The following is a 13,646-nucleotide window of genomic DNA, read 5'->3' as shown; positions in this document are numbered from 1 at the left end:
ATCCGCGGCCAGTCCTGAGCGAGCCTATAACCCAACTCGGCGCGCCTGCCTAACGCTGCATTGGAGGCATTTAGGCGCGGGCGGCGGCGCGCCGGCGGCTGGTGACGATGAGCCGCAGAACGACATACTGCACGGCAAAGGCGAGGATCTTGGCGCCGCCCGCGACCACCGTGATGTAGAACGCCCACAGCTTCAGATCGCCCGTGGAGGCGACCGCGATCATGCCAGCGCCGATCACGAACATCAGCACCGCCCAGGCATAGCCCGCAGCGGTGACATATTCCGGAACGGTCTCGGCGACGATCGGCGGCATGTAGCGCAGCATCCAGCCGCGCTTGAGCATGATGGCGCCGATCGCGAAATGCGCGATCGAGGGCTTTGCCAGCATGAAGCGGGGATCATTGGTCAGCAGCGTGACCGTGCCCAGCACGATGACGAGTGCGAGGCTCGCATAGGTCATGTAGTTGAGCTGCTGCCCCTTGACGCGGGCGTAGACCACCTGCGCGATCGCACCGGCAATCGCCACCGACGTTGCCAGGACGACGTTGTCGGTGATGAGGTAGACGACCAGGAAGACGATGGCGGAGAGGAAGTCGGAGGCGAGGCGGGCGAATACGTCCTTCATCGTCGATCCTGTTCAGCGGGCGTTGGGCAGTGCGGCGGCCGGCGTACCGTACTTGATCTGGCGATATTCGGGATACCATTTTGTGAAGTAGATCGCGCTGTTGCGGGCGGCGAAGGCGACCGCCAGGCTCGACCAGAGGGGGAGGCCGGGGACGTAGAGCAGCACGAGATTGGCGGCCGCCATCAGCAGCGCGGCCCCAGTCCATGCGCCGGTGATGACGTAATTGGCATAGAGAAAGCCGGGCATCGCCGCGGTCTCGGCCGGGACCGATTCAACCGCATATTGCAGCGTGAAAGGACGGCGGAGCAGCATCGAGCCGAGCGAGATGACGAAGATCCCGACATCGACCGACAGCTTGACGCCGAGCGTGCCCAGCGTGGGGCCGCGCAGCGCGAGGTAGAGGCCGATTGCGGCGAACACGATCGCCGAGCCCGCAGCCAGGATCTTCACCGAGCGGCCCTGCGCGACATCAATCGCGACGGTGGCGAGGCAGATCGCGGAGGCCGCGAACACGCTGACCTTGGCCGACGTCACCAGCATCAGGAACGTATAGGCGCCGTAGGGCGCGAGGATCAGGAAAATCGTCATGGACCGCCTCGGTCAGGCCAATCTTTACAGCGTCAAGATAGATAATCGAGGCAATAAAGCGGGTCAAGCGAAATCTTTACAGTGTCAAAATGATATAGGTGACCTGTAAAATGTGAATTGCCGCAATGGCTTGCTCGGAGGCCTCTTCGGCGAATTCCGCCCAGGGCAGACGCGACAGGATCGGCAGCGCGCAGCCGATCACGAAGCCGGCGACGAGCAAGATGCGGCCGTTGACCGAGGACATATGCATGGGAAACTCCTCTTTCTGTCATTCCGGGGCGACGCGAAGCGTCGAGCCCGGAAGCCATCGGGCTTCAGACCACGTGGCGAAATGGATTCCGGGTTCGCGCCGAGTGGCGCGCCCCGGAATGACGCGGTGAGAGCTACGCCGCTCCCACCCAATTGCCGTGAAAGCCGTCCGGCACACGGTGGCCGAGTTGCACCAAGGCGGCGGGGCCGGCCTCGATGTCGGTGGCATTGAACACGGCGAGGTCGCTGCGGTTCTCGCGGGCGCGCCAGACCACCGCGAGCAGCCAGCCGTCGCCCTCGGTTGCATCGCCCGACCGTTCGACGAACACCGGTTCGGAGATGGTATCGCCGGCCGGAAGCAGATAATGGCCGAGCCGTTTGCCGTTGCCGTCGACATGGACGATGCCGGAGAGTGCGCCGAACATCGGCAGTCTTGGATTGGCGCAGGCGTACCAGCCGTGACGGTTCTTCAGCCCGGCGCGGCGATCATCGATGCGCGGGAATTCGCCGGTGAGATCGTCCAGATACGTCTGCTGGAAGCGATCGGTGTTGCCTGAGAGATCGAACGTCCAGCGGCAATGGCGGGCGCGCGATTTTTCCGGATCGGTCGGCCGGCCGTCGGGATGCGGAAACAGCGGCGCCTCCTCGAACTGCATGACGTCGGCGATGATGCGGCCATCGTCCTCCCACGCATTCATGACGTGGAAGACGTAGCAGGCCTCAGCACGGAACCAGACGATGTCTTTTGCCGTGCCGCTGCGCTTCATCACGCCGACATAGGCGCCCTTGTCCGGCTCCCAGGCATAGGGCGGCCGTCCGCTCATCGCGCGCTCCATGCTGCCGGTGATGGGAAGGATCGGAAACAGCACATGGTTCGCGGTGACGATGAAGTCGTGCACCATGCTGGCATAGGGCGCCTCGAAACGTTCGAAGCGCGTCGCCTTGCCGGATGCGTCGATCGATCCGAAGGAGAGGGCAGGCGTCAGCGGCCCCGCGGCGTTGTAGCCGAAGAACAGCATCTCGCCGGTGACGGGATCGACTTTCGGATGCGCCGTGAAGCTGCCGGCGACGCGGCCCTGATAGTTGTGATAGCCGCGCGTGGCCAGCGTGCCCGGCTCGATCTCGGTCGGCAGATGCGCTTCTTCCAGCGCCAGCAGCTTGCCGGCATGGAAGATGATGTTGGTGTTGGCGACGCCGCCGTCGGTGAGATCAGCCGGGGCATCCGGCAGCTTGCGGCCGAAGCCGCCGAACAAGGCGCGGCCTGCGTCGTGCTCGGCGAGCCATTTCGGCGTGCGGACCCAGCGGTTGCGGTAGCTGGCGCGGCCATTCTCGAGGTGAAAGGCGTGCAGCATGCCGTCGCCGACGAACCAGTGCGCGCCGGGCGCATCGAACTGCGGGTTGGGGCCGTTGCGATAGAGCGTGCCGTTCAGCTCGCGCGGCAATTCACCGACGATCCTGAGGAAGGGCGCGTCGGCTTCGAACGGGATCGGCGCGATATTGTTGTGGCGCTCAGTGACGGCGTTCTGCTGCACGGCATATCCCTCCCTATCTTTACATCGTAAAGATCAAATAGGGCTGATCGCCGCGCCGGTCAAGCGAAATCTTTACACTGTCAATATTGCGTCATATAGGTTGGCTCATGGGCAAGAGCGATCCGAAGAGCGAAACCAGGACCGAGGCGGCGCGCATCGCGCGCGCCCCGAGGAAGACATCATCGGCAACGAGCGGGCGTCCTGCACGCCGTCCGGCCAGTGCGAAGACGGAGACGCCGTATCATCACGGCGCCCTGCGCGAAGCGCTGCTCCAGGCCGCTGAACGGGTGCTGGAGCGCGACGGGCTTGCCGGCCTGACATTGCGCGCGGTGGCGCGCGAGGCGGGCGTTTCGCACGCCGCGCCGACCCATCATTTCGGCGATCTCACCGGCCTTCTCAGCGAGCTCGCGGCCGTCGGCTTCCGCCAGTTCAACGCGGCGATGGCGTCGGCTTGCGACACCGCCACCACGCCGCTCGCGCGGGCATTGGCGCGGCCGAAAGCCTATGTCGCCTATGCGCAGGCCCATCCCGGCATGTACGGCATCATGTTCCGCACCGAGCGGCTCGACTATTCCAGGCCCTCGCTGCACGAGGCGGCCGAGGCTTCCTTCGCCGGACTTGCCAATGCCATCGGCGCGATGCGGCAGGAGCAGATCAGCGGCGACGCGCTGACGCTCGACCAGGGCGCCGCGATCGCGCGGGCCTGGTCGATGGTGCACGGCTTCACCACGCTGCTGCTCGACGGGCGGCTCTCGGATATTTTGGAGCGGCTGCCCGAGGGGACGACGGCCGAGCGGCTGCTCGAGGCGATGCTGATGGCGCCCGTGACGGGGAAGTTTGCCGACATAGCGCTTTCGAACAGGTGCAGCCCCTAGCGCATCGTCGTAAGCTCGACTGCGCGGCCGCGCGTGCCGACGATCTTCACCTCGTCCTTGCCGCAAGTGAAGCTGCGGGCGAAATCGTCCGCGGCCTTGCGCGCGAGCTCGTTGGCGTTCGGGTTGGCGATCGCGTCGACATAGGCGACATGGCAGACCGGGCCCGGCGGCAGCCGCGTCACGACCAGCATGGCCTTGGTGTTCGGCCGTCCCTCCTTGTCGGGATCGCTGCCGTCGGCGATGTGCCAGCGCTGGATGATCGCAAACGGCTTTGGGCCGGCGGCGCGCCATTCGACGGTGGTCTCGGATGAATTGAACGGCGCGAACCAGATCTTGGCCGCCGGTTCCTCGGCCGCTTCCTTGCGATTGCGCCCGACCGAGACGATCTCGCGAAGATCGTCCTCGGCGATCAGCACCATCAGGCCGTCTTTGCCGGGACAGACGCGCGTCGTGCTGCCGTCGAGTTCGCTGGGTTTTCCGACCTTGCGGCAGTCCTTGGGCGCCGTCGAAGTGTAGGTGCTGCCCACGGATTGGGCGTTCGCGCCACCGAGAACGGTGCACATCAGCAACATGGCCAGGCACGTTGTGGTGATGCGGGTCATCATGAGGCCTTGATGCATCGGGAACTCCGTACCATCAGACGTCTTGATTGTGGGCAAGGTTCAAACAGGTGCACCGAAGACCTGACAGCGGCGCGGAATCGTTCTAGAAGAGCGGCTTCGCTTGGGCCGTCCGGCCTCGTTCGCGTCCTCGTTCTCCAGATCATGCCAGCCACATCGTCGAACAAACCTTATCGCGTCGGCCGCTCCAAGACCGGGCTCGGCCTCTTCGCCACCAAACCGATCAAGAAGGGATCCCGGATCATCCGTTATTTCGGACCGATCCTGGACTCGCGAATCCCGGCGCATGACGAGATCGAGAACAAATATCTCTTCGAGCTCAACGGCCGCTGGACCATCGACGGCTCGGTGCGCAAGAACCTCGCGCGCTACATCAACCATTCCTGCCGGCCTAACGCCGAGTCCGACGTTCGCCCGCGCGAGCGCAAGGTCTTCATCCGCGCCATCCGGAACATCGAGCCGGGCGACGAGATCAACTACGACTACGGCACCGATTATTTCAAAGCCTATCTGAAGCCGATCGGCTGCAAGTGCGAGTCTTGCGAGAAGAAGCGCAAGAAGCTGCGCGCCGAAGCGCGGGCCGAGCGCACCAAGGTGAAGGTGCGCACGGAAGCCAAGGCCAAGAAGGCGGGCGCCAAGAGCGCCAAGAAGAAGCTCAACGGCCACGCTCTCGGCAAGGCCAACGGCCGTGCGCGGGCGTAGCCGTTAACCGCGGTGTCATGCCCCGCCAAAGCGGGGCATCCAGTACGCCGCGGCTTCTCCGTATCCCTCAACGTGTCTGGAATACTGGGTCGCCCGGCTAAACCGGGCGACGACAGCAGCGGATGCGGCCTCACGCCGCCACGATACGCCTGCTCTTCCGCAATCCCACATATTGCAGCTCGGCGAACACGCCGGTGGCGATCGCCTGGGCCACCACCATGAGCTCGCCGGCGATGTTCGGCGAGACTGCGCCCGAGAGCAGCAGCGCGATGCTGCCGACCGTCCAGGCCGCGTTGCCGATCACGACCAGCAGCACGAGCGGCTTCGGCACCGCGGCGCGTGCGGCAAGCCAGCCGACCAGCGCGGTGTAGGCGATCAGGAACAGGCCGGTCTCGCGCAGCAGCGCTTCGGGCAGGTTGAACAGCGTTGCGAAGGCGCCTGCGCCGAAAGTGAAGCCGAGGGCGGCCACGCCGCTGAAGATCGCGTCCGCGAGCAGGGCGCGGCGCAGGAAGGTGGATGCGTCAATCATCGTAGGTCTCCTTTGCTGGGGTTGGGCTTGGGGATGAAATCTTGGGGTGGAATTCAGCGCAGTCCGCGCCACCAGGCGCGGAGCAGGCGGGCGATGCGGAACGGGCAGAGGCTCCTGCCGACGCCGTGCTCGAAGGCGAGCACCTGCGCGACCACGTAGTCGCCGGTCGAATGCACCAGCGGCTCGGGCATGTTGAGGCTGCGCGCCAGCATGCGGGTCGCGAGCGCCATGGCCCAGGGAAGAAGGTGGTCTGCGACGGTCCGGTAGAGCAGCAGCGCGATCATGGTCATCTCCTGTGCCCGGGAAGATGCGCCGCGGCGATGCCGAATTCGATTACCTCGCAGGTAAGCGGGGCGGCACTGCCGCTCTTTCTGCCTGTGGATCGACGAATGGCAGGGCTTGCCTTGACGCGATCAGGCTTCTTGGATTGATTGGGCCATCCGACCTCGCCACGCCGTCGGCCATCCGACGTCGGCAATTGTATGCATCCATGTATCTCGGCATCGATCTCGGCACCTCGGCGGTCAAGACCGTTCTCGTCGACTCCGCGCAGCGCGTGATTGCGAGCGAAAGCCGGCCGTTGACGACCGCCTCGCCGCTATCAGGCTATTCCGAGCAGGATCCCGCGCAGTGGGTCGATGCGACCTTTGCCACGCTGGATGCCTTGAAGGCGACGCATGCCGGCGCGTTGGCCGTGGTCGAAGGCATCGGACTGTCCGGTCAGATGCATGGCGCCACGCTGCTAGACGCGAGCGCAAGACCGTTGCGGCCTTGCATCCTCTGGAACGACGGACGGTCCGTCGCTGAATGCCGTATCCTGGAGCAACGCTGGCCCGCCTTGCGTGCGACGACGGGCAACAAGGCGATGCCCGGATTCACGGCGCCGAAGCTGCTCTGGATTGCGATGCACGAGCCTGAGGTTTTTGCAGCGACGAAACTCGTCCTGCTTCCGAAGGCTTATTTGCGCCTGGTCCTGACGGGCGAAGCCGTCGAGGATGTCTCGGACGCATCGGGCTCGCTGTGGCTCGACGCCGCGCGCAGGGATTGGTCGGATGCGGCACTGGCCGCGACCGGCCTGTCGCGCGATCACATGCCGCGACTGGTCGAGGGCTGCGCGCCCGCGGCAACGCTGCGCAGCGAGCTCGCGCAACGCTGGGGCATGGTCAGACGGCCGATTTTCGCGGGCGGTGCCGGTGACAATCCGGCGGGTGCCGTCGGCATCGGCGCGATCAGGGCGGGAACCGCGTTCATATCGCTGGGAACCTCGGGCGCCTTGCTGGTGCCGACGAGCAGGATTGCCGCCAACCCGGATCGCGGGGTGCATACGTTCTGCCACGCCATCCCCGCCATGTGGATTCAGGCCGGCGCGATCCTTTCCGCGGCCTCCTGTCTTGCCTGGATCTCGCGCTTGTTCGGCATTGCCGAGGCGGAATTGCTGGCACCGCTTGGGTCGCGCCCGCAGCTGCCCTCGCCGGTGAGCTTCTTGCCTTATCTGGCGGGCGAGCGGACCCCGCATGATGACCCCGTCGTGCGCGGCATGCTCGATGGCTTGAGCCACGGCACCGATCGCGAGGCGATCGTGCAGGCCGTGCTCGAAGGCGTCGCCTTCGCGCTCGCAGATTGCCGGGACGTGCTCGCGGATACCGGCATCAGGATCGCTGAAGCCGATGCCATCGGAGGCGGTTCACGGTCCCGGTTCTGGCTGGCGGTGCTGGCAAGCGTTCTGAATGTTCCGATCCACCGCTTTGCCGAAGGTGAAACGGGAGCGGCGTTCGGTGCGGCGAGATTGGGGCGTCTTGCTGTCACGGGCGAGGCAATCGACACCGTCTGCACGCCGCCGCCACGCATCGAGACATTCGAACCCGACCGCGTGCTGGTCGATGCCTATGCCGATCGGCTTCCCGCCTGGCGCGAACTGTATCGGCCACGCCAATAGCGCCGTTTCGATTTCGCTTTCCCGTCTGTTCGGTATTGCCCTGTGCCGCGGCGTTTTGTTTAATGCGCGAACCGCGCTGACAAAACGAGACGCGGGTGGGAAACGCATTGTGCGTCGGGAGGCACGATGAACGATCCGATCCTCGAGATGCGCGGGGTCTCGAAAAGCTTCTTCGGGATCAAGGCGCTGCGTGCCGTCGATCTCACCGTCTATCCCGGCGAAATCCATGCCCTGATGGGCGAGAATGGCGCCGGCAAATCGACGCTGATGAAGATATTGTCCGGGGCCTACCGGCCCGATCCGGGCGGAGAGATCCGCATCGAAGGCAAGCCGGTGCGGATCGAAGGCCCGCTCGGCGGCCGCGCCGCGGGCATTTCCATCATCTATCAGGAGCTGTCTTTGGCTCCCAATCTCAGTGTCGCGGAGAATATTTATCTCGGCCGCGAGATATCGCGCTCGGGCTTGCTGGCGCGCGGCGCCATGCGCCAGGGCGTTGGCCCCATCCTGGAGCGGCTGGGCGCGGACTTCCAGCCATCGACATTGGTGGCGCATCTGTCGATGGGCCAGCGCCAGCTCGTCGAGATCGCGCGTGCGCTGCACGCGAGGTCGAAGATCCTGATCATGGACGAGCCGACCACTGCGCTGTCGGCCGGCGAGAGCGAGCGGCTGTTCGCGCTGATCCGTCAGCTCCGCGCCGAGGGGCTTGCCATCATCTACATCTCGCACCGCATGGACGAGGTCTACGCGCTCGGCGACCGCGTCACCGTCCTGCGCGATGGCCGGCTGGTCGGCTCGCTCGACAAGCCGGAGATCCGCGCCGATACCATCGTGCGGCTGATGGTGGGGCGCGACGTCTCCTCTTTCTACAAGAAGGACCATGACCCGGAGGCGGGGCGGGGACACCCCGTGCTCAGTGCGATCGACATGTCCGACGGCCAGCGCGTCAAGGGCTGCTCGCTCACCGTGCATGCCGGCGAGGTGGTGGGGCTTGCCGGCCTGATCGGCGCCGGCCGCACGGAGCTTGCGCATCTCATCATCGGCGCGGCGGCAAAAACGTCGGGCCGTCTCGAACTCGAAGGCCGCCCGATCGACATCCGCACGCCCGGCGAGGCTCTCGAGGCCGGCATCGCCTATCTGACGGAGGACAGGAAGGCGCTCGGCCTGTTTCTCGACATGTCATGCCTGGACAATATCAATCTCGCGGTACTCGGGCGCGATGCGAAGCTTGGCTGGTTCCTGGATGGTGACAAGGCGCGCGAGCGTGCCGACAGGGCCTTCGCGGGGCTCAGCATCCGCGCCGCCAATGCCGGCGTGCCGGCCGGGGGCCTGTCCGGCGGCAACCAACAGAAGGTGCTCTTGTCGCGGCTTCTCGCCATCGCGCCAAAGATCCTGATCCTCGACGAGCCGACGCGCGGCGTCGATGTCGGCGCCAAGTCGGAGATCTATTCGATCATCGATAATCTCGCCAAGGCCGGCACCGCGATCCTGGTCATCTCGTCCGACCTGCCTGAGATCATCGGAATCTGCGACCGCGTCATCGTGATGCGGTCGGGACATATCGCGGGCGAGGTCAACCGAACCGAGACGGCGCCGCTCAATCAGGAGGAAATCATGGCACTTGCTACGGGGATGGAGCATCTCGATGCCTGATAACGGATCGACGCAGGCGAAGGCCGCCACGGCAAACGGCCTCGCCGCCGCCCAGGAGACCAGGCGTCAACGCATCAGGCTGCTGATCCGCGCGGCCGGCATGCTGCCGGTGCTGCTGCTGCTATGCGCCGGCTTTCACTACCTGTCGGACGGCCGTTTCTTCACCGGACAGAATCTCGGCATCGTCTTGCAGCAGGCCGCCGTCAACACCGTGCTTGCCGCGGGCATGACCTTCGTCATCCTGACCGGCGGCATCGATCTCTCGGTCGGCTCGATCCTGGCGGCGTCCGCGATGGCCGGCCTGACGATTTCGAAGCTGCCGGAGCTCGGGGCGCTGTGGCTGCCGGCCGCCGTTCTCACCGGTCTCGGTTTCGGTGTCATCAATGGCGCGCTGATCGCGCTCTTGCGCCTGCCGCCGTTCATCGTCACGCTGGGTTCGCTCACCGCCGTGCGCGGTCTGGCGCGCCTGCTCGGCGCCGACACCACGGTGTTCAATCCTTCCATTCCCTACGCCTTCATCGGCAACGGCTCGCTGACGCTCGTTCCCGGCGTCGCTTCGATCCCGTGGCTCTCGGTGATCGCTTTGCTCGTCATCCTCGCCTCGTGGCTGGTGCTGCGCCGGACCGTGCTCGGCGTGCACATCTACGCGGTGGGCGGCAATGAGAGCGCGGCGCGGCTTGCCGGCATCAAGGTCTGGGCCGTGCTGATCTTCGTCTACGGCGTGTCCGGACTGCTGGCCGGGCTCGGCGGCGCCATGCAGGCGGCGCGGCTTTATGCGGCCAACGGACTTCAGCTCGGCCAGTCCTATGAACTCGACGCCATCACCGCGGTGATCCTCGGCGGCACCTCCTTCGTCGGCGGTATCGGCTCGATCTGGGGCACCCTGGTCGGCGCGCTGATCATCGCGGTCCTGTCGAACGGCCTTATCCTCACCGGCGTCTCTGATATTTGGCAATATGTGATCAAGGGCCTGGTGATCATCGGCGCCGTGGCGCTGGACCGCTACCGGCTGCAAGGCTCTGCGAGAACCTGAAAGGCTCGGCGCGCACCTGAGCGCGGGCGGTTCGATGTGAGATTCCGCTACGGCAACTGGTCAGCCGTGCCGGAGATGAAGACAGACCAGGGAGGAAGCCAATGTTGAAGACGATCACGCTCGCCGGCGCCGCGACGGCGCTTGCCCTAAGCACCGCGCCGTCCTTCGCCAAGGAGCTCAAGTCGATCGGTGTCTCGCTCGGCTCGCTGGGCAACCCGTTCTTCGTCGCGCTGTCGAAGGGCGCCGAGTTCGAGGCCAAGAAGGCCAATCCCAATGTGAAGGTCACCACGGTTGGGTTCGAATACGACCTCGGCAAGCAGGTCACCCAGATCGACAATTTCATCGCCGCCGGCGTCGACCTGATCCTGTTGAACCCCGGCGACCCCAAGGCGATCGGGCCGGCGATCAAGAAGGCGCAGGCGGCGGGTATCGTCGTCGTCGCGGTCGACACCGCGGCCGAAGGCGCCGATGCCACCGTGACCACGAACAACGTCCAGGCCGGCGAGATTTCCTGCCAGTACATCGTGGACAAGCTGGGCGGCAAGGGGGACGTGGTCATCGAGAACGGGCCGCAGGTTTCCGCGGTGATCGACCGCGTTGTCGGCTGCAAGAACGTCCTCTCGAAGAATCCCGGCATCAAGGTGTTGTCCAGCGACCAGGACGGCAAGGGCTCGCGCGAAGGCGGCCTCACCGTCGCGCAAGGCTATCTGACCCGCTTCCCCAAGATCGACGCGATCTTTGCCATCAACGATCCGCAGGCGATCGGCACCGACCTCGCGGCGCGCCAGCAAAATCGCACCGGCATCGTCATCACCGCGGTGGACGGTGCGCCCGACATCGAGGCCGCGCTGAAGGATCCCGCATCGCCGCAGATCCAGGCTTCCGCGTCTCAGGACCCGTTCTTCATGGCGCGGCGCGCCGTGCAGGTCGGTGTCGGCATTCTCAATGGCCAGAAGCCGGCATCGACCGTCGAGCTCCTTCCGTCGAAGCTTGTGACCCGGGACAATATCGCCGAGTACAAGGGGTGGACGTCGGATCGGTCGCAGTAGCCATTCTGCATCTTTCGCGGGACATATCGGTCGGTGGGGCTCGGATGGTGCTTGGCTGCGCATCCGAGGCCACCGTGGTCGCGCTGCAAGACAGCCCCCTGCCGGGAAGACCCGGCAGGGGTTTTCCGCATCTGGCGTCGAGCTTGAACAATGCAGGCCGAACTGTCAGGCCGCTCCAGCTTCCGAACCAGTCGTCGATCTATGACCCCAGATGATGAGCTGACCTGTCTCGTCGCGCGTGAACGTCTGGTCGGACGGCACGAACGTCGTCGTCGTGGGTTCCTCGACGAGCGCCGGGCCCGGGATCAACGATCCGATCGGAAGCCGGTTTCGATCATAAACGTTGCAAGCGACCCAGCCATTCTCCCTTGCAAAGAAAACGAAGCGTTGGCCCTTGAGGGCGTTGTCGAACGTGTTGTGCCCGTTACCCTGAATATTCGGCAGGGCGATGACTTCGCTGAGCACCTCGGTCTGGAGATGAAGCATCGTGATCTCGACCGTTGCCTCCATCAACGCAAACGAAAACGCCTTCTGATGGGCGGCATGGAAGTCGGATAACAATTCTTCCGCGCTGCCGCCGGAAAGGGCCACCGAGACGCTGTGCTCCTGGGCGCGATATCGCATCTCGCCATGGCGATGGAATTTCAATCTCTCCGTGCTGGTTCCTGCGAAATATTCGCTGGCCTCCCGTTCGAGCTCCGCAAACCATTGCGAGATCGAATTCATTTCCTGCTCGCTGACCGTTTTCAGCACCGTACGCCTGATATCGGCACGCGGCCGCGCGGCAAGCATTCCCCAGGCCGAAAAAATACCGGGATGCGTGGGAATCACGGTCCGCTTGACGTTCAGTTCTCGCCCGAGGCTGGCAGCCAGCAACGGTCCCGCGCCTCCGGATACGATCAGCACGAGGTCGCGCGGATCGTGGCCCCGCTGTATCGTGATCAACTTCAGTGCGTTGGTCATGGATTCCTCGGCCACCTTGACGATCGCCAGCGCGGCCTGCTCGACGGAAAGATTCATCGGCAGGGAAACACGGGTGATCGCCGTGCGCGCACGATCGACGTCGAGCGGCATACGGCCCTCGGCGAAGGTGAGCGGGTCCAGAATTCCGAGGGCCAGTTTGGCATCTGTCACCGTCGGGTCGACGCCACCTCTGCCGTAACAGGCCGGCCCAGGGCTGGATCCCGCGCTTTGGGGGCCGACCCGCAGCCTGCCGCTCGGGTCGAGCCAGGCTATCGAGCCCCCGCCAGCGCCGACCTCTACGATATCAACGACCGGGACTTGAATGGTGTAGCCGGGGGAGCGTCGCGTCTTCTCGAGGCGATATTCTGCGTCGACCTTGGGCTGTCCCGCCTTGATCAGTGAGCATTTCGCGGTCGTACCGCCGACGTCCAGGTACAGAACGTCGGTTTCGCCGATTTCCGACCCGATGCGCGCCGCGCCAGCCACGCCGCCGGATGGACCGGATTCGACCAGCGTGAGGGGGGCTGTCACCACCTGTTCGAAGCTCGCGATGCCGCCGTTCGATTGCATCGCATAGTAAGGGCAATTCAACCGCTTCCTTTGCAGTGCGCCATCGAGGTTGTCGAAATAGTTGCGGATGATGGGTTGAACATAGGCATTGAGCGCGACCGTGTTGGACCGCTCGTATTCCCGCCATTGCCGTGAGATTTCGTGACTGGCGCATACCGATATCCCGCGCAGCTCCTTGCGCAGCAGTTCGGCGCATTGCTGCTCGTGGGCGGGATTCGCATAGCTGTGAAGAAAGATGATCGCGACCGCAGCAACGTTCTGCTCGCGGCATTGCCGGGCGCAGCGCGCGACATCTTCCTCGTCCAGCGGTTGCAGGACCTGGCCCGAAGCGCTCATGCGTTCTCTCACCTCGAACCGCAGATGACGCGGTACGAAGGGCGCCGGAGTCCTGGTGCGTAAATTATACAGATCGGGCCGGTTGCCCCTGCCGATTTCAAGCACGTCGCGGAAACCAGCCGTGGTGACGAGTGCGGTCTTGACGCCTTTGCGTTCGGTTATGGCGTTGATAACCGTCGTGCCGCCATGCACGAAGAAGCCGACGTCATCAACGCCCAGACCGGATTGCTCGGCCATAGCGATGGCCTCGAGTACGCCGATCGACTGGTCATCGACGGTTGTCAGGCTCTTCGAGAAGACGACGGCGCCGCTGGCGTCGTCGTATGCAATCAGGTCGGTAAATGTACCGCCCACATCCGTGGCAACGCGAATCATGCAGCTGCACTCCT

General features: G+C 64.8%; 14 protein-coding genes. 6 read left to right on the top strand and 8 right to left on the bottom strand.

From position 1 onward, the window contains the following. Positions 1-70: 70 nt before the first annotated feature. The 4 genes from BM118_RS35010 to BM118_RS34995 all read right to left on the bottom strand — a co-directional run bounded on the left by BM118_RS35010 (position 71) and on the right by BM118_RS34995 (position 2,994). Positions 71-625 (bottom strand): inner membrane-spanning protein YciB, encoded by a 555-nt coding sequence (locus BM118_RS35010; protein WP_092191856.1) that lies wholly within the window; start codon positions 623-625, stop codon positions 71-73. 12 nt (positions 626-637) lie between these two features. After that, the gene (locus BM118_RS35005) at positions 638-1,213 is read right to left on the bottom strand and encodes a hypothetical protein (RefSeq protein ID WP_092191854.1); all 576 of its coding nucleotides are present in this window, start codon (positions 1,211-1,213) and stop codon (positions 638-640) included. Between the two features lie 76 nt (positions 1,214-1,289). Then, the gene (locus BM118_RS41915) at positions 1,290-1,463 is read right to left on the bottom strand and encodes a hypothetical protein (RefSeq protein ID WP_177234968.1); all 174 of its coding nucleotides are present in this window, start codon (positions 1,461-1,463) and stop codon (positions 1,290-1,292) included. A gap of 133 nt (positions 1,464-1,596) precedes the next feature. Beyond that, entirely contained in the window at positions 1,597-2,994 is a 1,398-nt protein-coding gene (locus BM118_RS34995) for a carotenoid oxygenase family protein (RefSeq protein ID WP_092191852.1), read from the bottom strand. Between the two features lie 107 nt (positions 2,995-3,101). Here BM118_RS34995 and BM118_RS34990 point away from each other — a divergent pair, with 107 nt between their 5' ends. Next, a complete protein-coding gene (locus BM118_RS34990) occupies positions 3,102-3,869 on the top strand; it encodes a TetR/AcrR family transcriptional regulator (RefSeq protein WP_092191850.1) in 768 nt (255 codons plus the stop codon). On the opposite strand, the gene BM118_RS34985 is transcribed toward BM118_RS34990, so the two are convergent. Continuing rightward, a complete protein-coding gene (locus BM118_RS34985; RefSeq protein WP_177234980.1) occupies positions 3,866-4,471 on the bottom strand; it encodes a hypothetical protein in 606 nt (201 codons plus the stop codon). The genes BM118_RS34990 and BM118_RS34985 overlap by 4 nt on opposite strands. A 162-nt stretch (positions 4,472-4,633) precedes the next feature. Between BM118_RS34985 and BM118_RS34980 the strand changes: the two genes are divergently transcribed. Then, positions 4,634-5,191: an SET domain-containing protein gene (locus BM118_RS34980; RefSeq protein WP_092191846.1), complete on the top strand. Its 558-nt coding sequence runs from the start codon at positions 4,634-4,636 to the stop codon at positions 5,189-5,191. Between the two features lie 130 nt (positions 5,192-5,321). Here the strand turns inward: BM118_RS34980 and BM118_RS34975 are convergent, their stop codons facing one another. Next, entirely contained in the window at positions 5,322-5,720 is a 399-nt protein-coding gene (locus BM118_RS34975; protein ID WP_092191844.1) for a hypothetical protein, read from the bottom strand. A gap of 53 nt (positions 5,721-5,773) precedes the next feature. Beyond that, positions 5,774-6,004: a hypothetical protein gene (locus tag BM118_RS34970; RefSeq protein ID WP_092191994.1), complete on the bottom strand. Its 231-nt coding sequence runs from the start codon at positions 6,002-6,004 to the stop codon at positions 5,774-5,776. 206 nt (positions 6,005-6,210) lie between these two features. Between BM118_RS34970 and xylB the strand changes: the two genes are divergently transcribed. The 4 genes from xylB (at position 6,211) to BM118_RS34950 (ending at position 11,388) form a co-directional block, all read left to right on the top strand. Then, complete coding sequence (xylB, locus tag BM118_RS34965) at positions 6,211-7,656, top strand: xylulokinase (protein ID WP_092191842.1); 1,446 nt, start codon at positions 6,211-6,213, stop codon at positions 7,654-7,656. 126 nt (positions 7,657-7,782) lie between these two features. Next, positions 7,783-9,306 (top strand): sugar ABC transporter ATP-binding protein, encoded by a 1,524-nt coding sequence (locus tag BM118_RS34960; protein ID WP_092191840.1) that lies wholly within the window; start codon positions 7,783-7,785, stop codon positions 9,304-9,306. Continuing rightward, positions 9,299-10,339: an ABC transporter permease subunit gene (locus BM118_RS34955; RefSeq protein ID WP_092191838.1), complete on the top strand. Its 1,041-nt coding sequence runs from the start codon at positions 9,299-9,301 to the stop codon at positions 10,337-10,339. The genes BM118_RS34960 and BM118_RS34955 overlap by 8 nt, the downstream gene beginning before the upstream one ends. A 101-nt stretch (positions 10,340-10,440) precedes the next feature. Next, on the top strand, positions 10,441-11,388 hold the full coding sequence (locus tag BM118_RS34950) for an ABC transporter substrate-binding protein (protein ID WP_092191836.1): 948 nt from the start codon (positions 10,441-10,443) through the stop codon (positions 11,386-11,388). 165 nt (positions 11,389-11,553) lie between these two features. Here the strand turns inward: BM118_RS34950 and BM118_RS34945 are convergent, their stop codons facing one another. After that, the gene (locus BM118_RS34945) at positions 11,554-13,632 is read right to left on the bottom strand and encodes a hydantoinase/oxoprolinase family protein (RefSeq protein ID WP_092191834.1); all 2,079 of its coding nucleotides are present in this window, start codon (positions 13,630-13,632) and stop codon (positions 11,554-11,556) included. Positions 13,633-13,646 lie beyond the last annotated feature (14 nt).

The sequence above is a fragment of the Bradyrhizobium sp. cf659 genome (genome assembly GCF_900113725.1).
Taxonomy (GTDB): domain Bacteria; phylum Pseudomonadota; class Alphaproteobacteria; order Rhizobiales; family Xanthobacteraceae; genus Bradyrhizobium.
This window is presented reverse-complemented; position numbering and strand designations above follow the sequence as displayed.

Excerpts from the sequence above, each read along its gene's own strand:
- BM118_RS34955 (WP_092191838.1), top strand. The coding sequence starts at position 9,299 with ATGCCTGATAACGGATCGACGCAGGCGAAGGCCGCCACGGCAAACGGC.
- BM118_RS34960 (WP_092191840.1), top strand. The coding sequence starts at position 7,783 with ATGAACGATCCGATCCTCGAGATGCGCGGGGTCTCGAAAAGCTTCTTC.
- BM118_RS34950 (WP_092191836.1), top strand. The coding sequence starts at position 10,441 with ATGTTGAAGACGATCACGCTCGCCGGCGCCGCGACGGCGCTTGCCCTA.
- BM118_RS34975 (WP_092191844.1), bottom strand. The coding sequence starts at position 5,720 with ATGATTGACGCATCCACCTTCCTGCGCCGCGCCCTGCTCGCGGACGCG.
- BM118_RS34970 (WP_092191994.1), bottom strand. The coding sequence starts at position 6,004 with ATGATCGCGCTGCTGCTCTACCGGACCGTCGCAGACCACCTTCTTCCC.
- BM118_RS34980 (WP_092191846.1), top strand. The coding sequence starts at position 4,634 with ATGCCAGCCACATCGTCGAACAAACCTTATCGCGTCGGCCGCTCCAAG.
- xylB (WP_092191842.1), top strand. The coding sequence starts at position 6,211 with ATGTATCTCGGCATCGATCTCGGCACCTCGGCGGTCAAGACCGTTCTC.
- BM118_RS34990 (WP_092191850.1), top strand. The coding sequence starts at position 3,102 with ATGGGCAAGAGCGATCCGAAGAGCGAAACCAGGACCGAGGCGGCGCGC.
- BM118_RS35005 (WP_092191854.1), bottom strand. The coding sequence starts at position 1,213 with ATGACGATTTTCCTGATCCTCGCGCCCTACGGCGCCTATACGTTCCTG.
- BM118_RS35010 (WP_092191856.1), bottom strand. The coding sequence starts at position 625 with ATGAAGGACGTATTCGCCCGCCTCGCCTCCGACTTCCTCTCCGCCATC.
- BM118_RS34945 (WP_092191834.1), bottom strand. The coding sequence starts at position 13,632 with ATGATTCGCGTTGCCACGGATGTGGGCGGTACATTTACCGACCTGATT.
- BM118_RS41915 (WP_177234968.1), bottom strand. The coding sequence starts at position 1,463 with ATGCATATGTCCTCGGTCAACGGCCGCATCTTGCTCGTCGCCGGCTTC.
- BM118_RS34985 (WP_177234980.1), bottom strand. The coding sequence starts at position 4,471 with ATGACCCGCATCACCACAACGTGCCTGGCCATGTTGCTGATGTGCACC.